This is a genomic window from Sorangium sp. So ce1335, from assembly GCF_051521615.1.
Classification (GTDB): Bacteria; Myxococcota_A; Polyangia; order Polyangiales; family Polyangiaceae; genus Sorangium.
This window is the reverse complement of the sequence record NZ_CP150363.1, coordinates 289,319-307,952: the sequence shown is the minus strand read 5'-3', so window position 1 is coordinate 307,952 and position 18,634 is coordinate 289,319. Positions and strand designations below refer to the sequence as shown.

Here is an 18,634-nt window from a genome sequence, read left to right as displayed (position 1 = left end):
TTTCGCCGCCGCGCCGGTACCGCGGCCGCGCCGACCCGGACGATTGAGCCGGCGCGCTGCGCACTGTAGTCTGCCCCCGTGATCGCCTGTCAACGTCACCTTCCGGGCTGCTGACGGGCGCGATGCGGGCCGATCTCGTCCTCGGCATCGACCTGAGCACCACCGCCGCCAAGGCGGCCGCCTTCGACGCGCAGGGCCGCTTGCTGGCCCTCGGTCGGGCGCCGCTCTCGCTGGGGCGGCCGGCGCCCGACCGGTTCGAGCAGGATCCCCGGGACTGGTGGGGCGCCCTGTGCCGGGCGGTCGCGGAGGTCACCGCCGCGGTGGACCCGGGCCGCATCGCGGGCCTCGCCGTCGCGCACCAGCGCGAGACCTTCGCCTGCCTCGGCCCCGACGGCGAGCCGCTGCGCCCGGCCATGCTGTGGCTGGACGGGCGCGCGCGCGGGCACCTCGGCGCCCTGGTCCGCCGCATCGGGGAGGGCCGGCTGCGGGCGCTGTCCGGGAAGGCGGCGGATTTCGGCCCGGCGCTGCCCAAGATCGCGTGGCTGGCCGAGGAGGAGCCGGAGACCCACCGGCGCACCGCCATGTTCTGCGACGTGCAGGCCTACCTCGTGCGGGCGCTGACCGGGCGCGCCCGCACGAGCTGGGCGAGCGCCGATCCGCTCGCGCTCTTCGACATCGGCGCGCACCGCTGGTCCGAGGAGCTCTGCGGCGCCGTCGGCATCACGCCCGACCGGCTGCCGGAGGCGCTCGCCCCGGGCGCGCCGCTCGGCGCGGTGACGGAGGCGGCCGCGGCGGCCACGGGGCTGCGCGCGGGCACGCCGGTGCTGGCGGGCGGCGGCGACGGCCAGGTGGCCGGTCTCGGCGTCGACGCGCTGGACCCGCGGCGCGCCTACCTGAACCTCGGCACGGCCGTCGTGTTCGGGGTCTCGTGTCCGGAGCCGCGGCAGGACCCGGCCTTCCGCACGATGACCAGCGCCACCGGCCGCGGCTATGTGCTGGAGAGCAGCCTGCGCAGCGGGGCGCTGCTCTCGGACTGGTTCCTGCGCCGCCTGCTGGGCGTCGACCCGCGCGACGGCGCGGCGATGGCCGCGATCGAGGCGGAGGCGGCGTCGCTGCCGCCCGGCAGCGGCGGGCTGCTGCTCCTGCCCTACTGGGAGGGCGCCATGAACCCGCACTGGGACCTCGACGCGCGCGGCGCGATCCTGGGCCTGTCGGACGCGCACGGGCGCGGGCACGTCTACCGCGCGCTGATCGAGGGCGTGGCGCTGGAGCAGGCGCTGGTGCTCGACCTGATGCGCGGCCGGGCGGGGATCGAGGTCGCGGAGTTCGCCGCGGTCGGGGGCGTCGCCGCGAGCGACCTCTGGTGCGCCGTCATGGCCGACGCGACGGGCGTGGTCCTGGAGCGGTCCGGGACGGTCGAGGCGGCGTGCCTCGGCGCCGCCATGTGCGCGGCCGCCGGCGCCGGGCTGGTCGGGAGCATCGAGGCGGCCGCAAAGGCGATGCGCGGGACGGCGACGGCGACGTTCGAGCCGGATCCCGCGCGCCGGGGGCGCTATGCGGCGCTGCTGGAGATTTACAGGGACGTGTATCCGCAGCTCTCGGGGCTGCTGAGGCGGCTGGCGGCGTTCACCAGGGAGTAGGTGCGGGGCCGCGGAGCTGCCGCAGGCGCGGAGTTCCTGGTGGGCGGCGTCGCTGGCGCGGAGATCCAGAGCTGCGGAGCTTTTGGTAGACGCAGGAGAGGCGGAAATTCCGGCTTAAACCGGCGATTTGCTCAGCTTGGCCGGCCGGAGTAGGATCAACCTTTTGGACAGGCGCAACAAATGAAAGACGCAACCCCCAACACCGCGATCCGTCGGACCCTCGGCTACCCGCGCGTGTCAACGAGGGAGCAGGAAATCGCGGGCGTCTCCCTGGACGCCCAGACCGAGAAGATCGGCACCTACTGCCGGCTCCACTCGCTGCCGGAGCCGATCCTGTTTCCGGAAGTCGAGAGCGGCGGCGAGGAGAACGAAGCGAACAGGAAGAAGGTCGCCGCGCTCCTGGCCGACGTCCGCCGCGGCGACATGGTGATCGTGACCGACATCGACCGCTTCGGGCGCGACGTGGTCTTCATCGTGAAGAACGTCCGGCAGATCATGCGCAAGGGCGCCGTGTTCGTCGCCATTGACAAGGGCTTCGATTCGCGCTCGCCGATGGCAGAGGACACGCTGGCCAACTGGGCGGTCGGCGCGGAACAGGAGCGCCGCCGGATCAAGGAGCGGACCGAAGGGGGGCGCAAGCACCTGCGCGTCCAGGGGTACTTCGTCGAGGGGCAGCCGCCGTTCGGCTACGAACGCCAGCCGAAGCCCAAAGGAACGAAGACGCCGCTGCCGCTCCGCGTGGTTCCGGAGCACGCCGCGGTGGTGCGCCGCATGTTTACGCTCTCGCTGGAAGGCTGCAGCGTGTTTGAGATCGCGAAGCGGCTTCGCCAGGAGTACGGCAACATCAAAGCCTTCGGACGCGCCTGGGTGGTGATCGCTCTGCGGAACCGCGTCTACACGGGCCGTATTGCAAAGACCGCCGTGCGGCCGAAGGCCACACGCGGCGCCGTGCAGCTTCCGGCGGAATGGATCCCCGCTCACGAGGCGATCGTCGACGATGAGACCTTCAACAACGTCCAGCTCGCACTGAGAGACCGACGCCGCGGGAGAAAGCCACAGGCCGAGTCTGCGACGGCGAACCACTTGCTGCGCAGCATCTGCCGCTGCGCGGAATGCGGCGGCAGCGTCGCCGCGATTCCGCCATCACGCAGCGGCCGGCACAAGGTAGGCTACTACGTCTGCCGCGGCCATGTTGAGCAGAAAGAGAAGGGCGTGCGGTGCAAGTCCTCCGCATACCTCCGCCAGCCGGACGCGGACGCCGCTGTGGGAGAGCAATTCCTGGCGTTTGCTCGATCGCTACTCACCTCGCTCACCAGGCCGCCGCGCCAGATCGAGAAGCCCGATTTCGCCGCCCAGCGGCGGGAGATCAAGATCGCGCGACAGCGCGTCGTGGAATTTGTTGCGAAGGGGCTCTTCACGGTCGAGGACGTGAAGGTAGAACTGAATCGCCTCGATGACGCGCTCGCAGCAATCGAGGCAAAGGAAGTCGAGTTCAAAGAAACGGCGGGCAACGACACCGTCGAGACTCGGAAGCACGCGCATGCGTATGTTCAGCAGATAGTCGACGAGTGGAGCGTTCTGCCGATCGACGTCAAGCGAGCGCTGATCCGCGCGTTCTCCTCGAAAGTCGAGGCAATGAAGGACAAACAGATCAGGATTACATGGCGCGATCCATCGCAGATATCAGCGGCGCATGGTGCGCAGGAGCTGCCTGCGCTCCGCCCTGCTCCGATCGCCGCTGCGCTGGCCGCGCCCTCGCCGGTCGCCTCGCCGTCCCCGATCGTCGCCGCGCTCCCCGCGCCGTCGATATCGGCGCGTGACTATCTCGGCACGATGGATGGTGCTTCCACTCCGGTCGAGCGTTCGCAGAGCTGACCGCTGCGCTCCACCGCGGGGAGAGACGCGGGAAGCGGCTGGCAGCCCCCGCCCCTCGCCGATCATCGCGGTGCCCCCCCGCTGCCTCGCCGATCGCCACCTTCACGCGATCTTGGCTGCACTTCCTGCGGCCGCTGAGCCTGGACGTGGTTACATCGGACTGACGGAAAGTGCACCGCTCCGGTCCAGCGTGCGTCGTCCTCCGGCGGTGAGGTAGCCTCTTCTCCGAGCGCTCCCCCACCAGAACGCTACTCGGCCGGAGCTGGGCAGGTCGCCGTGTGGGAGTCGCATACCCTAACGAATCAGCTTCCTATGTGCTTGTTGCAAGATCTCGCATTTCGCACGCTTGTTCACGAGAGAGCGAAGAGCTTGCCAATCGGAGTCATCCGGAACCCACTTGTGAGATCGCTGAAGGTTCCTGATTTCAAACTTTTCCGAGGCGTCGACGACGTTGGACTCCGGCCCCTTCTCTTCTGGCGATCGAAGCAAGCTAGGGAACTGACGCATAACAAGACTCATCGACTCGTATCGGTGACTCACATCAATCGTTCGGTTCGAGCACACGCGAACGATCATACAATCAATCCTGAGTACGCCCTCAGCCTTCCTGTTGGTCATCTCAACGAGTACGGTAGCAACGCACACCGGTCCCTCGCCTTCGATGATACCCTCAGGCAATGGATGCCCTTGGTGATAAAAGAGCTCGAATGCCTTGGTCGACAAAGGTCGAAGCTCGCCGGGCGCAAGTCGCACGTAACACCACATTCCCATGTGTTCTTATTGCCCGATCGCCTGCTTGACGTCAAGAGTAGTACACGGACGACCGAGCTGATATGGTACCACGCCCCGCCAGGTGGCTCGGGTGCGCAGCCTGTGACGCGATCCGAACACCGCGGCAGCACCGGGGTGTCCCGTAAACCGCTCCCTGACCGCGCGGTCGGTGTCGACCCCTGAGTAGGTGAGATTACGGCGCTTGGTCTCCGGGGCGGCGTCCTTGCGCTGCCGTTCGGTGCGAGCGCGGTCCCTCACGGCGGCGCCGTGGCCACGCCGCTGACGGCGTGCGAGCGGCGGCGTGCTTAGAGGGGCACGACGTAGCCCGTGCGCCAGCGTCGCCCGCAAGCGCGGTCCGCCCGCGGCTGGGACGCATCAACGGTAGGTGGCCACCGACTTCCGGACCGGAACATCCGGAAGGCCTACCGATGCAAGAAAACGCTGCACAACATCGACATGAGAGTCGTTCTTCGGACCGAGAATTATCTCCGATATTGCGGTATCATATCGCGGTCCCAGACTCAATTCATAGTACTCACGAATTCCTGCGTCAGTCGGCCGGTGCTTGAGTTTTGCGCTCGCGCCGCTGGGCAATGCGACATCTCGAGCGCCGGGCAGTGACGTCAGAATCAGTCTGTACTCATCCTCCTCCGCAAAGGCGCTATTCTTGATCGCCCACATCACCTTGGCCGCGCTCTGCTTGAACTCAAGACCGGGCTCGCCCTTCCTCGTCAGCAGAGCTTTCATGAGCGACTTCGTTTCTACGGTCAGGTCCTCAACCTTGTCTGCATACGCAACCTTTTGCAGCAGACATACACTGCCCCCATCGATAACGCCAATCAAGCTCGAAGTGTTAAATCCGATAGATACGCCGGTGCCATTATTCGCATAGCCACGCCACTGGCTCAGCATATCTCCCTTTGAACTAAAGCAGCTAACGTAAGACTCAAACGACGCCAACTCCGCGAGAACACGCTCAACGTTCGAGCCGTCGAGCGACTCCGACTCCGCATAGGATTGGAGATGCCTGCGGAAGACGGCGCCCTCGTCTGTGTCGTTAAGGTTCCAGCGACCACTAAGCCAAATGCATCGAGACTGAAGGATGCTGATCAGGGCGTGTGATGACGTGTAGTGATACAGTATACCAGGCCATTCTTTCGGCATCAGGATCACCTATATGGTGGACGGCACTCGTGCAATCATGTTCGAATGGAAGGTCAGTCTCATGATGTCGGTCCGCCCAACTGTTAGTCAATTGGTCAACCCAAGCCGCCGGACCAGGTCTGTCTAGATCGTCGTCTTTTGTGACCTCCCCCATGGGGGATCTCACGGATCGGCTTTGCGCCGCAAGACCCAGTGTAGACGGCCACCCCGATCCGCAGATTTGTGACCCTCGCGTCGTTACGCCTGGGGCGAGCGCCGGCGGCCGGGAAGTTCGCCAGCGCGAGGGGCGGCGGTAGAGATCGCGCCCAAGCAGCGCGCCGAAAAGACGAAGGCCCTGGGTAGCGACCAGGGCCTTCCGGGGATCGGCGACAGACCGATGTTCGGCCTGTCTCGCACGACCCAGCCGCCGAGGGCAACTTCTCGGCGCGCTCGTCCGGGGACTCGTGCAAGGCAGCTTCCGGCTCGCCCGTTGTGGGCTCTGCGCCGCCATCTTCTTCGTCTGCGGGCGGTGTGATCGAGGGCAGATGTACTGCGGCAGCGGTTGCCGCGACGCGGCTCGCCAGCGGGCCCAGCGCGCGGCGCGGCTGCGGCACCAGCGCTCCCCCGAGGGGCGCCTCGATCACCGCGATCACCAGCGTGCCTACCGCGCCCGACAAGGCCGGCGCGTGATGGATACGGGTTCCGATAACTTGCCCCCGTCCGCCAGCGTGTGCCCGCGGGCCGGCGCGCCGACGTCGAGGGACGACGTGGCCGTCGCCGGCCCGCAGGAGTCGAGGGATGGACGAGCTGGTGATGACGATCTCCGCGACGCCGCGGGAGACGCGGGTGTTGCTGACGCAGGGGCCCGACGAGGTGATGAAGGCCCGGCTGCGGTCGGTGGCCACGCCGGCGCATCGGTTCGCCGGACCCATGCTGTGCGAGTCGATGGCGCTCTGGCACGATCAGAGGGTCCGCGCTGTCGTTTCTGCGGAGTCCGAGGACGTCTTGTTCGCCCTGGGTTTGTGCGACGGCCTCGGCGTCGCGCGCGCGACGCTTCACTACGTTGTCGAGCCTCTGTTCATGGACGCCCCGCCCCGCCGTGGTCAACGGCTGCCGGGGATCGGTAACTTCCGTGGCGAGCATCGCCTTCGCAGGAGCCTCGGTCGATGACGATCGACCAGGCCAAGGAGGCGGAGATCCGCCGCCTGCACTTCGCCGAGCACTGGAAGGTCGGCACCATCGCGACGCAGCTCGGTCTGCACCACGACACCGTCGAGCGCGTGCTCGGCCTCGGCAAGGGGGCGCGCTCGCTGCCCATCGTTCGCGACGCGGAGGCCGCGATGAGCGAGGTGCCTTTGCCGCTGCGCGGCTACGAGGCCTTCGTCATCGAGACGCTGACGCAGTATCCCCGGCTCCGCGCCACGCGCCTGTACGACATGCTGGTGGAGCGCGGCTACGAGGGCAGCATCCGCACGGTGCGACGGCATGTCCGGCTCGTGCGCCCGGCGCCTCAGAGCGAGGCCTTCCTCCGCGTCGAGCCGCTCATCGCCGAGCAGGCCCAGATCGACTGGGCCTATATCGGCAAGCTGTGCGTCGCGGGAGGCACGCGTCAGCTCTGGGCCTTCGTCATGGTCCTGTCGTACTCGCGCGCGATCTGGGGCGAGCTCGTGCTCGATCTGTCCGCGAGCTCGCTCCGCCGCTCGCTCGTGCGCGCGTGCTGCTACTTCGGCGGCGCGACCAGACAGTGGCTCTTCGACAACCCCAAGACCGTTGTCATCGAGCGCCACGGCGACGCGGTGCGCTTCCACCCGGACCTGCTCTCGCTCGCCGGGCAGCTCTGCGTCGCGCCGCGGCTCTGCGCCGTGCGCAAGCCGCAGCACAAGGGCAAGGTTGAGCGAGCGATCCGCTTCCTGCGCGACCGCTTCTTCGCCGCGCGGACGATTCGTGACCTCGATCAGGGCAACGCCGAGCTGCTCGCCTTCCTCGACGAGATCGCCAACGTGCGCCCGCACCCGCGGTGGCCTGAGCGGCGCGTCGACCAGGTGCTCGCGGAGGAAAGGACGCGGCTGCTCGCGCTGCCCGACCCGCTGCCGGAGACCGACCTCGTCGAGCCCGTGTCCGTCGACAAGACCGCCTTCGTGCACTTCGACGGAAACCGCTATTCGGCGCCGTCGATCCACCACGGCAAGACGCTGACGCTCGTCGCCAGTGACAGGACCGTGCGGCTCTCGGACGGCAGCACCGAGGTAGCGCGGCACGCGCGCTGCTGGGGACGACGCCAGATCATCGAGGCGCCCGAGCATCGTGCCGAGCTGCTCGACCACAAGCGCGCCGCGCGCGAGGCCAAGGGGCGAGATCGGCTCGGCGCCGCGATCCCCGGCTTCGAGATCCTGCAAGCGCGCTGGGTCGAGGCCGGTCGCAACGTCGGCTTCATGACCGCCAAGGCCCTGCGCCTTCTCGACCTGTACGGCGTCGAGATCCTGGGCGCTGCGGCGCGCGAGGCCATCGCCCGCGGCACCCACGATCCCGGCGCCCTCGCCGTGCTCTGCGAGGAGCGCCGCCGCGCCGCCGACGGCCCCGTCCCCATCGACATCGATCTCGGAGCCCACGTCCCCGATCGCGACGTGATCCCCCACGACCTGGAGTCCTACGATGCCCAACGATGACGTCGCCGAGCTGATTCGCTCTCTCGGCGTACGCGTGTCGCGCGAGGCGCTGCTCGCGCTCATCGCGCACGCCACCACGGCGCGCCTGTCGCCGGTGCAGACCTTCGAGGAGCTCGCCGCCATCGCCCGCCGCGAGCGCGCGGAGCGCAACCTCGCCGCGCGCGCCAAGGCGGCGACCCTCGGCGCCTTCAAGCCCCTTGAACGCTTCGACTGGAACCACCCGCGCACGATCCAGCGTGAGCTCGTCGAGGAGCTGATGACCCTCGACTTCATCGCCAAGGGGCACAACGTCCTGCTCCGAGGTCCGAGCGGCGTCGGCAAGACCATGCTCGCCCAGAACCTCGGCATGCTCGCGCTCCAGCGCGGCTACACCGTGCGCTTCACGACGCTGTCGGCCGCGCTCGCCGATCTGCTCAAGCAGGAGTCGCTGCCGGCCCTGGAGCGGCGGCTGCGGAAATACACGGCCCCGTCGCTGCTGATCCTGGACGAGATCGGCTACCTGCCGTGCAGCCGTCAGTCCGCCGACCTGCTCTACAACATCATCAGCCGCAGGCACGAGAGCCGCTCGCTCGTGCTGACGACGAACTTGCCATTCAAGCAGTGGAGCACGGTGTTTCCAGGCGCGGCGTGCGTCTCGGCGCTGATCGACCGCTTCGTCCAGCACTGCCACATCCTCGACATCGATGCCGACTCGTGGCGGCAGAAGGAGTCGCTGGCCATGAGCGAGGCGCGCTCCAGGCCGAGGGCGGAGGCCGCAGAGCCGCCTGCGCCCGCGGCAACGAAGCGGCGCTGACCCGGGCGAGATCGGGTCAGATTTCCGCGGCGCCCAGGGTGAGATTCCCGCGGGCGCCGCGGTCATTTCTCTGCGGACGCGAGGGTCACGTTTCCGCGGATTGTCGCGGTCAGATTCCTGCGGATTTTCGAGGCCATCTACAGACCCAGCTGCTGTCCAGCGCCATAGGGTAGGTCACGCGGCGCGGTCGCCTCATCGTGACGTTGCCGGACACACACCCTCGATCGTGCGGATGTCGTAGCCGGCTTCCAGCAGGTGCGTGGCGAAGGAGTGGCGCAGGGTGTGGCAGCTCGCGCGCCTCGACAGACCGGCGGCGAGGGCGGTCTCTCGCACCGTGCGCTAGAGCACCGTCGCGTGCAGATGATGCCGCCGGAGCTGCTCGCCATCGCGCTAGCGTACACGATGCCTGAGCGGAGAGCAGCGCCGTGTCGAGGAGCACCGCGGCGTGGTCCGCACCTTCCGGCGGACCGGAGCAGGCGGTTTATGAGAGGATGGGCTGCCTGATGAGGAGAGCGTGTTCTCCCGGGTGCGGCCTGGAGGCCGTCTCCTTTAGCTCGGATCCCCTGGATTGGGCGTGGGTCGGCGTGGCCCTGCTCGTGCCCGTCGGCATGGGCGCCGCGCTCGTCCTCGGCCTCCGGCGCCGTCGCTGACGTGGTAGGCTTGTACCCCGCGGGGGGGGCGCCGATTGCTACGGGCGGCGCGAGGCGGGGGAGCGGCCGCGGGCGTCAAGGTGGATGGATGCCGACGAGTTCGGGGACGTCAATGTCCACCTGGTCGAGAGCGGAGGGGCCGCGTCGATGTCCGCCTGGATGTCCGCCTGGTTGAGGGCGGAGCGCCGCCGTCGAGCTACCCGAGTTCGTGCCGCGCCGCTCGGCAAGGGGCTCGAGGCGAGCTTGGCGGCTTCTCCCGCGGCGGCGCGGGCGCGAAGGTCGAGGCGCACATCGGCGAGTTTGGGGCCATGGTCCGCCACTTGGTCGAGCCCGGCCACATCGCCGCCGAGGGCGGAGCGGCCGGCGTCGGCGGTATGGGCGCGCCGCGGGGCGCCCCTCGGCCAGAAGAGCATCTCCTCCAGCTGCGCGCAGCGCCGCTCCAAACGACGCTTGAGCCCTCCTTTGCTGAACGGCCAACTCTGCAAAATGTTTCGGCATCCGGCCACGATCACGCTGATGAGGCGGTCGGTTTACGCCGTCGTAAACCGGGTATGGAGTCGACCCGGCCGCGTCCATCGGTACGGTGGGATAGATGGCCTCCCCTGACCGGCAGCCCCCGCGGGGCACGCAGCCGCCACAGCCGCCGCAGGCCCCTCAGTCGCCGCAGCCCTCCCCGCATCCGCCGCAGCCCTCGCCGCTGGTCCAGGCCCTCACTGCTGCCGCGCCCGCGCTGGCCGTGGGCTTGCCGGTGATCGTTAAGCTGCTCACCGAGGACCGCACCGATCCCCACGCGCAGGAGATGCAGGTCGCCCTGGAGCGCCATCAGCTCGAGCAGGAGCGGCGGGAGCTCGCGCGAAGGGAGCGGGCGCTCGAGCGCCGGGCGGCGGAGCTGGAGCGGGAGCACAAGCGCCTCCAGGAAGAAGCTGCGCGCCTGGAGCCCACGCCGGGCGGCGATGGCGGGCGCTTCCAGCGCCGCAGGAGGCCCCCGCCGCCCCGCTTCGTGACGACCTACGGCTTCGACGAACGTCACCAAGAGAGGCTGCTGGTGCCGGAATTCATAACCTATGCCTGGTGCGCTGCCTTCTGGTACCAGACGCCGTCGAAGGTGCGTGCGCAGGTGTCGAAGGCGCGCCGGAGCCAGTACGCACGGATCGCGCGGCTGCCGCCCCTTCTCGGTGAAAAGCTCGATAGGGCCGGCGTCCCGTTCTACGCGCTGCGCTTCGTGGCGTACGCTGAGACGGCCGTGGAGCAGGAGGAGAGGGCCCGCAAGATCCTCGCGGGCGAGCGTCCGCCACGCCGGATGCCGCCACCGCCGGAAGAGCCGAAGCCCTCCAGGGCGACCAAGCGCCCGAGGGGACGCCCCGCCTACCCCCGCGCACAGCCCCGCGACAAGAACAAGCCCCGAGCCGATGAGCAGAGCAGCCCCACCGCGCAGCCCTACGGAGACGAGGCCGCCGAGCAGCAGGACACCCAGCTCCGCGAGCTCATGTCCCTGTTGACCCTCCACTTCGCCAGCAAGCTCGAAGGCAACAGCGACCCCGACAACGAAAGCGCCGGCGAAGACCTCGACGAGGACGCGCCGCTCTAGGGCGCACAGCGGTCGCGCTCCGGGCGCTCGAGGAGCACGAGCTCGACGTCAGCGCGCTCGATGAGTTCGCGCTCCAAGGGCCTCCGGCCGCGGCCGTGCTCAGCGCCTTCAACGCCGGCGCGCGCCACCGCGGCGGAGCTGTTCATGGAGCGCGAGGAGCTCCAGGAACTCGGCGCCGAGGCGCAGTACGCGGCGATCCTCGCCTGGGCGGAGCCGCGCGCACGTCTTGCTCGGCGCGCGCATCGCCCGGTCCGTGCGCCCCGGTCTCCTCGCGCACCAAGGACTGCCAGCCGCTCCGCTCGGGCCGCCTGCTCCCCGAGAGGGGAACAAGGGCGGACGTCGCCCGTGCTGGCCCTTCGCGCCCCGATTGCCGATCCTATTCAGGGAAACGGAGCGTCTCGACCTTGTTGCCGTCCTGCCCCGTCACCATCTCGTCAGACCAATACCAGCTCGTGCCGCCCTTGCCCGGTGGTCCCAGCTCGTACGTGACCCCCTCGAGCTCGAGCTGATCCTTGTCCAGGTAGGCGATGCCGATCGAGTCGCCGCCACGCCCGGGACCGCCGTAGCCGCCGGGGCCACCGGGGCCACCGTCGGCCCCCTGACAGGACCACATGCCGTCGCCGAAGGAGCCGCCCGGCGCGCCTCGGCCGCCGTCGCCGCCGTCCTCGGGGGGCCCGCCTTCGCCGCCTGGGCCTGCGTCGAGGGTGGTGATGAGCGTATCGCGCACGGTCACCTTGGCATGCAGCGCGACGATGCCGATGGCCGGGTGCCCGTTTCCGCCCCCTCGGCCGCCCCTGCCGCCGCAGCCGCCAGCGCCTCCGGAGCCGCCGCCGGCGCCTCCCTTGGTGGCCACACCGCACAGCGCGCATCCGCCTCGCTGACCGCCCCCTCCGCCGCCGCCCTGGCCCGGCGTGCCCCTTTCGCCGTCGCCGGCCTTGCCCCCTTCCCAGCCTGTCTCGGTGATGCGCCCGATGCCCTCGCCGATCGCGCCCACCGTCCCCGGGTTCCCAGCGCTCCCGGGGTCCCCCTGCTCACAGCCGAAGTTTTCCCGCTCCGCACGTCCACCGCGTCCTGTGCTCGTGGGGTTCGACGCCGCGGGCGAGCCGGTGCCCCCGTCCTGAGCGCCGTCGGGCATCCCGTCGCCGCCTTTGCCGCCGAAGCTCGGGATTCCTCCGCCGCAGCGCAAGTACGAGCTCACCAACAATGGGTGCGAGACCGGCGACAGCGGTGGGCTTCACGTCAGACCGGCCAGACCCGGCGATGGCGCGCGGATGTCCAGGCATGCCGATCCAGCGGGCGCACGGCGACGCTGAACGCGGGCACCACATCGGGGCCCTGCGCACGCCGATCGAGCACGAGACCATGGGCGCGCCGGCCGACATCGCAGGCGCCGCGACGTGGAAGACGTAGAACCAGAGGGTGACGCACGGGTCGGCGGGCTCGGTGACCGGCCGACGCTGACGGCCTCGAACCCCGGTCCGCCAGCGCCGAGTTCGACGCCTATTCTTCGCCCAGAAGCGCGCGCATCTTGTCGAGCAGATCTCGCCTGACCCGCTGCCGGTTCAGGTCGTCCTCGTAACCGGCCTCGACGGGTGACACCTTGACGACGCCTTTGATCATCATAAGAGCGTCGATCATTCGCTCCGCCTCATGGTCATCCAAGTCACGCCGGAAGTGAACAACCAGACCCTTGGCGCTCATTGCAACCGCGCTCTCCGCGTGATGGTCTCCCCGGATTCCCGACACCCGATGATGTCGCGTAGCGCGCCAATGGCCCTTGTGCGTCGCTTGTATATCGTGGAGAGAGGCACCCCTGCGTCTTGGGCTACCTGGGCCATCGGAACTCCGTTCAGGTCGTGTTCTACGAGAACAAATCGCAGCTCCGGAACGAGCTGATTCACCGCATCGATGGTGCTGGCCCTGACGTTGTCGGACTCGAGCACAGCAGCAGCATCCGGCGCCGGATCAAGCACCTCGATCAGATCGACCAGCTCCTCCCTGCGGTGCTGCGCACGCTCGTGGTAGTGCGCGGCAACGTGTACGGTGATCGTGTTCAACCAGCGCTCCGGCCTGCCGAGCTTCGGATCGAACCTGTGCCAGCTCTCGCAGACATTGAGCCAGACTTGGCCCGCGACGTCGCCACGGTGGCACCGTGGGACCCCCAGCCTCTCCAACCAGCGCAGCACGGAGCGAACCAACATCGGGCAAAACAAGCGCGCGTACGCCTCAGCGCGCTTGCCTTCGCTGGGACGATCCATGGCCTTACTCCCCTTGGGCAATCGCACCTACGATGAGCGCGAGGCACGGCTACGCTCACCCATGGCTCCCTACTCCCGGAGATGTCTTGTTCAGAGGAGAGCGCTCGGCCTCCTCCGAATCGGACGCGTCGGCAGAGCTCGGCCCCGCTTCGTCACGCTGTAGCGGGAAGCTCGTCAGCGTCCCCGCGCGCCGGGCGAGCTCGGCCCCCATGGCGGCGCGGACAGGCAGCGGCGACCGAAGCCGCGGCAGTGGAGGCGGCGGTAGCTTCGCCCGCGGGCTTCTGGCCGCAAGCTCGGGAGACGGCACCACAGGCGGAGGAACGTCGGGCGCGCGCGGAGGTATCGTCGGCGGAGTCAGCGGCGCCGACTCCGCGCGACGCGCCGAGCTCTCGCGCTTGGTGACGGGCTCGCCGACCTGCATCATCACGGTCTCCTCTGCGTCCGCTCGACGATCGTCGTGTAGCCGCCACAGGCGCTCCCAGTACCGAGCAGGCGTGCCGGTGAAGGCCTCGAGCTGCCGGGCGAGGCCGGGCGTCATCGGGAGGTCGCTCCTCAGGAGCCGCTCCACCTCGCTCGGCTCCAAGCCCGTGCTCTCGGCCAGCTTCCTCCTCCACGAAGGCATCGTCGCGCAGCACGACTCGAGGACCCTTCCTGGCGAGGGGACGGGGCGCGCGCGGACGTCTGTCAGCGCGGCGAGCACCGCATCGACGTGACAGTCCAGAAGGCGCCGGTATCGGTCCCGCTCCGCCGCTGCCTGGTCCTTCGCATCGGTGAGGGCGGCCTCCTCGTCATCATGAGCGAGCTCGCGCGCCTCGCGAAGCCCTCGCGCCCGTCCCAGCGCTTCGCGCGCGGTGACCGCGTAGCCGATCGCGACGCAGGCTATCATCGCGAGCCCGAGCGGCGAGATGAGCCACATCGCACCAAGTAGATCCTCCATCGTATTCATCGCGTTTCGTCTCCTGGACGTGAGCGTTCTTGTCGGGGCACAAGGCGGATCTTCGCCTTATGCCGTCCGAAGACGTCACCAGGGTCACCGCCTGCTAGCTGCCGAAGGACGGCCGAGGATTCAGCGAAGCTGCCGGAGGAGCGCTTCGCGCTCGGCGACAAGCCGCCCACGGGGGAACTCCCGCGCGTGGGTGTTCAGCAGCCGGAGAGCCTCGACATTCGCCGTGGCGTTGCGGGCCTCGACGGCCCTCCGAGCCTGGGTGATCAGGCTCATCTCGCGCTCGCTGCGGGTCGGTCGAACGGCGCTCACCGAAGACGCGGGCCGGCGCTCGGTCGTCGTCGAGGGAGCGGGCCTGCTGCTCGCCACCACCTGCGCGCGCGCGCTTCCTTGCTCCGTCGACGACGAGATCTCGCGCGCGATCGTCGCGGCCAGTGGCGCCGCGCTGTGCGCGCGTTCTCCGCCGGTGGGCGCCGAGGCGCTGGGCGCGCCGTCTCGCGCAGGGAACGCGGCAGCCTCCTGGGCAGCGTGCGGGGTGGCAGGGACCGCAGCCGCCCCGAGCCACGATTCCGGGTCGGGCAACGATGCCGCCGAGGAGACGAGCGCGCCGGTCAGCACGACGAGCCCGCCCTGGACAAGGATCCTCACGCCCAGACGGCGCAGCAAGGCCACCCACGACACGCGACGGCGGAAGCCCAGTGCAAGCGGCACGCAGGCGCTGTCGTCCCATCCCCGAGAGCGCTGCTGCTGCTGCCACCGCTCCCGCTGCACCCTGAGCGCCTTGTGCGCCCGCCAGTGTCGCGTTCTCACCGTGTCCAGCGGAAGTCCCTGCTCGGCCGCGATCTCGGCGAGTGGAACCCCTTGGAGGTCGTGCTTGATCAGAACATCTCGGTACTTGGGATCGAGTCGGTCCAGAAGCTGCCGCGTGATCTCTTCCCGCTGCCGTCTCCGGAGCAGTTCTTCCGGCGTGGGGCACTCATCTTGGATCTCGCACCCATCGAACGATGTCAGCACCTCGCCGCGGCGGTGTGCGTCACGGACGTGATTGCGCGCCTGGTTGATGGCGATCGTGACGCGGTACGGGGCTGGGTCTGCCCCCGGGTCGAGCCGCTTGTCGGCCTCCAGGCCCCGCAGCAGCGCGTCCTGGGCCACATCCTCGGCGTTTCGCGCCGGCACACCGTGGCGCCGGGCGAGGCGTCGGAAGAGCTCGAAGCCGGGGGAGACGCTCGCTGGCTTGTCCACGGTAAGCAGCACACTTGAGCCAACCCAAACGCTTCAGAGAAAAGAAGCAACGAGCGATTTTTGGTCGGATAGAGCGCGCCAAATGCCACATTTGACTACACTGAAGCGGTCTTATCAGGACGGCCGAGCTTGTTGCGTCATACGGCCGCCGATTCTCACCCAAACGGCCGACTTGTCGCGGCCCCCGCCGGTTGACGCCGAACGGCCGGCGGAAGTACCGTCGCCGGATGCGTTGCATTGCGCATTCGCTCTCGATTTCTCTCCTGCTCGGGGTCGCAACGGGCTTCCCGACCTCGGCCAGCGCCAAGGATGGCCCCCCGAAGGCGCAACAGGCTTCACGAAGTCTGCCTGCTCCGCCGATCTCCGCCCCACAGGCAAGACGGCGCGACAGCGCATCGGTCAAAGACCATGTTCGCCGTGGTCAGAGAGCGCGCCATGCCGGGCGGTGGATGGACGCATACGCTGCCTACAAGGCTGCTTTCGAGGCCGCAGACCCGACGACCAGCACCGAGCGGGAGCGGGCGGAGATCGCCGGCGAGCTCGGCCTCTGCGAGGTCGCGTTGCACAAGTATCGCGATGCGGCCGAGCACCTTGCCAAGAGCCTCGAACAGCGCGAAGCGCTCCCGGACGCGCTCGAGCGGCGATTCGAGGCAGGCCAGCGCGAGGCAGTGAAGCGCGTCGCCACGCTCGTGCTCTCGGTCGATCCGCCCGACGCCGAGGTGCTCATCGGCGGCGAGCGCATCGGGAGGACCGCGCGGACCTACACGCTCTTCTTCGAGCCGGGCAAGCACGTCATGGTGCGGGCTCACGCACCGGGCCGCACGGAGGCGTTTCAGAGTTTCCGCAGCGTGGTGGGCGCGGAGCACGAGATGACGCTGGAGCTGCTCCCCCTTGCGGTGGCGAGCAGCGCCCACGAGGCGAGCAGCGCCCAGGACACCGCACCAGCGACGCCGCCCCCCTTGCGCACGTTGCCCGCTGCGCGCGCGCAGACTCCCAGCCCGCGGGCCTCCTGGCCGGGGACGCTGCGCATCACGGGGATCGCCGTCACGACGGCTGGCGTGACGGTGGGCACCATCCTCATGGTCCGGGCGGGCAAGCTCGACGACGATCTGAGCGCCCGGCGAGCTCGGCTCCAAAGTGAGCCGTCATCGAGCGCGTCGATGTGCTGGCAAGCGCCTCGGGACTCGCCGTGTGGCGAGCTGGCGCGCCTGCTGGACGCGCGCAACATGCACGGTCGCGCCGGTCTGGCCGCGGTGATCACCGGCGGTGTCGTCGGTGCCGTGACCGCCGCGTCGTTCCTCACGGACTTCTCCTTCCTGCGATTCACGCCGGCTCAGGACCATGTCGATGTCTCACCCGTGGCGAATGGGAGCGAAATCGGCGCGCGAATCCAGGGGGTATGGTGAGCGCGCGGGGGGCCGAGAGAACGGGTTCGCTGGCGGGCCGAAGCGCCGTGACGTCGGTCGCCGCTCTCGCTCTCTGCGTGTGGGGAGCTAGCACGCTGACAGCTTGCGCGGCGTATCCCGATGATTGCTCGGCAAAGATGGCGTGTGCTCCGGATCCGGAGCACACGCCCGACCCGTGCGCGGGAGAGCCCGGCACAGCGCCAGCGCTCGACAAGTGCGGGGTGTTCGTCAGCGAGGAGGGCGACGACAACAGCGCCGGAACGAAGGGCGCGCCCGTGAGGACGTTGCAGCACGCGATCGGGCTCGCCGCGCACGGGCGAAGCCACGGCGAGTTGCCGACCCGGCGCGTGTACGCGTGCGGCGGGTTGTTCGAGGAGGAGATCGCGCTGCCCTCGGGGGTGGACCTGTGGGGCGGGCGCCTCTGCGATCACGGCGACGATTGGTCGTATGACGGGTCGTTCGGCGGACCGGATCACCCGACGATCATTGCCCCGCCGGTGGGGATCCCGCTGCGGGTGATCACGGGAGAAGACGAGGACGGGCCGTCGACGATCTTCGGCGTGCGCGTCGTGGCGGCGGATGCCTCGGCGAGCGATGGCAAGTCGTCGATCGCGATGATCTTGAGCGAAGGGACCAAGGCGAACCTGGTGTCGAGCAAGGTCGTCGCGGGCGCAGGCAAGGAGGGTAAGCCGGGCGATGACGCGCCGAGCTTCCGCGCGAACGCCGGCGTGGTGGGGAACGACGGCGCGGACGCCTGCACCGCCGACGTGGCGATGGGCGCCCTTCCTGTCGTGACGGCGTGCGGCGATGGGATCGAGTCGACGGGCGGGTACGGCGGAGACGGCGGGATGGAGACGGGCGGGGATGGTGCTCCAGGGCTGCCGGAGCCGGCCGGCAATCCGGACCACCGCGGTCTGGCTGGCCGCGGCGCGTCCGGCATGCCGTGCACAAACGGGGGCCGCGGAGCAGACGGCGCCGATGCGGAGCACGCTGCCGGAGCGGTTGGCGTTGGTCGTCTGGGCCTTGACGGATGGATCGGCGTCCGCGGCGAGGACGGCAAGCGGGGCGGCGTCGGCCAAGGCGGCGGCGGGGGTGGCGGCAACAGGTCGCGCAGCTTCACGTTCGCATGTCCGACAGGCCGGCCCCAGGGCGGTGCGGCCGGAGGATCAGGGGGCAGCGGCGGCTGCGGTGGCAAGGGAGGCCAGGGGGGCGACTACGGCGGCGCGAGCATCGCGATAATGGCGTTGCAAGGGAGCGCCCTGACGGTCAAGGCCAGCGAGGTCCTCGGAGGCAAGGGCGGCGATGGCGGCGTCGGCGGAACGGGCCAACCCGGCGGTGGCGGGTTTGTCGGGGGTTCCGGTGGCACGCCCCCCGCGGGTCTCGGTGATATGTGGCGTGGGTGCAGCGGCGGAGCCGGAGGCAACGGCGGCCGCGGGGGCGACGGCGGCGGCGGTCTCGGGGGCGCGTCCTTCGGCATCGCCTCCATGAGCGCCTCCGTGAACCTTCTGGAGGATGCGATCGTCTTGCCCGGACAACCTGGCCAGGGTGGTCGTCCTAGCAATGCAGTCACCGACGACGCACCAGGCCGGGGGCAAGCGGGACCTGCGCTGTTCTGGTACAGGTTCGATGCGCCAGATCCCGAACCGCCTCAATGAGCCG

Annotated in this window: 16 protein-coding genes and 1 pseudogene; 11 read left to right on the top strand and 6 right to left on the bottom strand. The window is 69.3% G+C overall.

Annotation, left to right across the window (positions count from 1 at the left end; genetic code table 11):
* Window positions 1-122 precede the first annotated feature (122 nt).
* Together WMF24_RS01130 and WMF24_RS01125 are read left to right on the top strand one after the other, a co-directional pair.
* A complete protein-coding gene (locus WMF24_RS01130) occupies window positions 123-1,640 on the top strand; it encodes a xylulokinase (protein WP_437734475.1) in 1,518 nt (505 codons plus the stop codon).
* 180 nt (window positions 1,641-1,820) lie between these two features.
* Complete coding sequence (locus WMF24_RS01125; RefSeq protein WP_437734474.1) at window positions 1,821-3,515, top strand: recombinase family protein; 1,695 nt, start codon at window positions 1,821-1,823, stop codon at window positions 3,513-3,515.
* A gap of 1,146 nt (window positions 3,516-4,661) precedes the next feature.
* Here WMF24_RS01125 and WMF24_RS01120 read toward each other — a convergent pair.
* A complete protein-coding gene (locus WMF24_RS01120; RefSeq protein WP_437734473.1) occupies window positions 4,662-5,450 on the bottom strand; it encodes a DUF2971 domain-containing protein in 789 nt (262 codons plus the stop codon).
* Window positions 5,451-6,227: 777 nt separating this feature from the next.
* Between WMF24_RS01120 and WMF24_RS01115 the strand changes: the two genes are divergently transcribed.
* Genes WMF24_RS01115 through istB form a run of 3 tightly spaced genes read left to right on the top strand, consistent with a single transcriptional unit; the run spans window position 6,228 to window position 8,888 of the window.
* Window positions 6,228-6,599, top strand: a complete 372-nt coding sequence (locus tag WMF24_RS01115) for a hypothetical protein (protein ID WP_437730021.1) — start codon at window positions 6,228-6,230, stop codon at window positions 6,597-6,599.
* On the top strand, window positions 6,596-8,095 hold the full coding sequence (gene istA / locus WMF24_RS01110) for an IS21 family transposase (RefSeq protein ID WP_437730020.1): 1,500 nt from the start codon (window positions 6,596-6,598) through the stop codon (window positions 8,093-8,095). Before WMF24_RS01115 ends, istA begins: the two co-directional genes overlap by 4 nt.
* Complete coding sequence (gene istB / locus WMF24_RS01105) at window positions 8,082-8,888, top strand: IS21-like element helper ATPase IstB (RefSeq protein ID WP_437730019.1); 807 nt, start codon at window positions 8,082-8,084, stop codon at window positions 8,886-8,888. Before istA ends, istB begins: the two co-directional genes overlap by 14 nt.
* A 219-nt stretch (window positions 8,889-9,107) precedes the next feature.
* Here istB and WMF24_RS01100 read toward each other — a convergent pair.
* Window positions 9,108-9,257 (bottom strand): annotated as a pseudogene (locus WMF24_RS01100) (tyrosine-type recombinase/integrase); the annotation flags it as partial.
* A gap of 134 nt (window positions 9,258-9,391) precedes the next feature.
* Here WMF24_RS01100 and WMF24_RS01095 point away from each other — a divergent pair.
* On the top strand, window positions 9,392-9,538 hold the full coding sequence (locus WMF24_RS01095) for a hypothetical protein (protein WP_437734472.1): 147 nt from the start codon (window positions 9,392-9,394) through the stop codon (window positions 9,536-9,538).
* 592 nt (window positions 9,539-10,130) lie between these two features.
* Window positions 10,131-11,126, top strand: a complete 996-nt coding sequence (locus tag WMF24_RS01090) for a hypothetical protein (protein ID WP_437734471.1) — start codon at window positions 10,131-10,133, stop codon at window positions 11,124-11,126.
* A gap of 376 nt (window positions 11,127-11,502) precedes the next feature.
* Here the strand turns inward: WMF24_RS01090 and WMF24_RS01085 are convergent, their stop codons facing one another.
* Entirely contained in the window at window positions 11,503-12,261 is a 759-nt protein-coding gene (locus WMF24_RS01085; RefSeq protein ID WP_437734470.1) for a hypothetical protein, read from the bottom strand.
* Between the two features lie 146 nt (window positions 12,262-12,407).
* Here WMF24_RS01085 and WMF24_RS01080 point away from each other — a divergent pair, with 146 nt between their 5' ends.
* Window positions 12,408-12,536: a hypothetical protein gene (locus tag WMF24_RS01080; RefSeq protein WP_437734469.1), complete on the top strand. Its 129-nt coding sequence runs from the start codon at window positions 12,408-12,410 to the stop codon at window positions 12,534-12,536.
* Window positions 12,537-12,626: 90 nt separating this feature from the next.
* Here the strand turns inward: WMF24_RS01080 and WMF24_RS01075 are convergent, their stop codons facing one another.
* A complete protein-coding gene (locus WMF24_RS01075) occupies window positions 12,627-12,827 on the bottom strand; it encodes a hypothetical protein (RefSeq protein ID WP_437635562.1) in 201 nt (66 codons plus the stop codon).
* Window positions 12,824-13,384 carry a sigma-70 family RNA polymerase sigma factor gene (locus tag WMF24_RS01070; RefSeq protein WP_437734468.1) on the bottom strand — a complete coding sequence of 187 codons (561 nt, stop codon included), beginning with the start codon at window positions 13,382-13,384 and terminating at the stop codon, window positions 12,824-12,826. Before WMF24_RS01070 ends, WMF24_RS01075 begins: the two co-directional genes overlap by 4 nt.
* 494 nt (window positions 13,385-13,878) lie before the next feature.
* Between WMF24_RS01070 and WMF24_RS01065 the strand changes: the two genes are divergently transcribed.
* Complete coding sequence (locus tag WMF24_RS01065) at window positions 13,879-14,097, top strand: hypothetical protein (protein WP_437734467.1); 219 nt, start codon at window positions 13,879-13,881, stop codon at window positions 14,095-14,097.
* A 353-nt stretch (window positions 14,098-14,450) separates the two neighbouring features.
* On the opposite strand, the gene WMF24_RS01060 is transcribed toward WMF24_RS01065, so the two are convergent.
* Window positions 14,451-15,569 (bottom strand): sigma-70 family RNA polymerase sigma factor, encoded by a 1,119-nt coding sequence (locus WMF24_RS01060; RefSeq protein WP_437734466.1) that lies wholly within the window; start codon window positions 15,567-15,569, stop codon window positions 14,451-14,453.
* Window positions 15,570-15,796: 227 nt separating this feature from the next.
* Between WMF24_RS01060 and WMF24_RS01055 the strand changes: the two genes are divergently transcribed.
* Together WMF24_RS01055 and WMF24_RS01050 are read left to right on the top strand one after the other, a co-directional pair.
* Window positions 15,797-16,975 (top strand): hypothetical protein, encoded by a 1,179-nt coding sequence (locus WMF24_RS01055; protein ID WP_437734465.1) that lies wholly within the window; start codon window positions 15,797-15,799, stop codon window positions 16,973-16,975.
* Window positions 16,969-18,630, top strand: coding sequence for a hypothetical protein (locus tag WMF24_RS01050; protein WP_437734464.1), 1,662 nt, complete (start codon window positions 16,969-16,971; stop codon window positions 18,628-18,630). Before WMF24_RS01055 ends, WMF24_RS01050 begins: the two co-directional genes overlap by 7 nt.
* Window positions 18,631-18,634: the final 4 nt, after the last annotated feature.

Bases quoted from the DNA above. Each gene is read 5' to 3' on its own strand.
- WMF24_RS01130 (WP_437734475.1), top strand. From the start codon at position 123: ATGCGGGCCGATCTCGTCCTCGGCATCGACCTGAGCACCACCGCCGCC.
- WMF24_RS01095 (WP_437734472.1), top strand. From the start codon at position 9,392: ATGAGGAGAGCGTGTTCTCCCGGGTGCGGCCTGGAGGCCGTCTCCTTT.
- WMF24_RS01090 (WP_437734471.1), top strand. From the start codon at position 10,131: ATGGCCTCCCCTGACCGGCAGCCCCCGCGGGGCACGCAGCCGCCACAG.
- WMF24_RS01125 (WP_437734474.1), top strand. From the start codon at position 1,821: ATGAAAGACGCAACCCCCAACACCGCGATCCGTCGGACCCTCGGCTAC.
- WMF24_RS01085 (WP_437734470.1), bottom strand. From the start codon at position 12,261: ATGCCCGACGGCGCTCAGGACGGGGGCACCGGCTCGCCCGCGGCGTCG.
- istA (WP_437730020.1), top strand. From the start codon at position 6,596: ATGACGATCGACCAGGCCAAGGAGGCGGAGATCCGCCGCCTGCACTTC.
- WMF24_RS01115 (WP_437730021.1), top strand. From the start codon at position 6,228: ATGGACGAGCTGGTGATGACGATCTCCGCGACGCCGCGGGAGACGCGG.
- WMF24_RS01075 (WP_437635562.1), bottom strand. From the start codon at position 12,827: ATGAGCGCCAAGGGTCTGGTTGTTCACTTCCGGCGTGACTTGGATGAC.
- WMF24_RS01120 (WP_437734473.1), bottom strand. From the start codon at position 5,450: ATGCCGAAAGAATGGCCTGGTATACTGTATCACTACACGTCATCACAC.
- WMF24_RS01055 (WP_437734465.1), top strand. From the start codon at position 15,797: ATGCGTTGCATTGCGCATTCGCTCTCGATTTCTCTCCTGCTCGGGGTC.
- WMF24_RS01050 (WP_437734464.1), top strand. From the start codon at position 16,969: ATGGTGAGCGCGCGGGGGGCCGAGAGAACGGGTTCGCTGGCGGGCCGA.
- WMF24_RS01070 (WP_437734468.1), bottom strand. From the start codon at position 13,384: ATGGATCGTCCCAGCGAAGGCAAGCGCGCTGAGGCGTACGCGCGCTTG.
- WMF24_RS01080 (WP_437734469.1), top strand. From the start codon at position 12,408: ATGCCGATCCAGCGGGCGCACGGCGACGCTGAACGCGGGCACCACATC.
- istB (WP_437730019.1), top strand. From the start codon at position 8,082: ATGCCCAACGATGACGTCGCCGAGCTGATTCGCTCTCTCGGCGTACGC.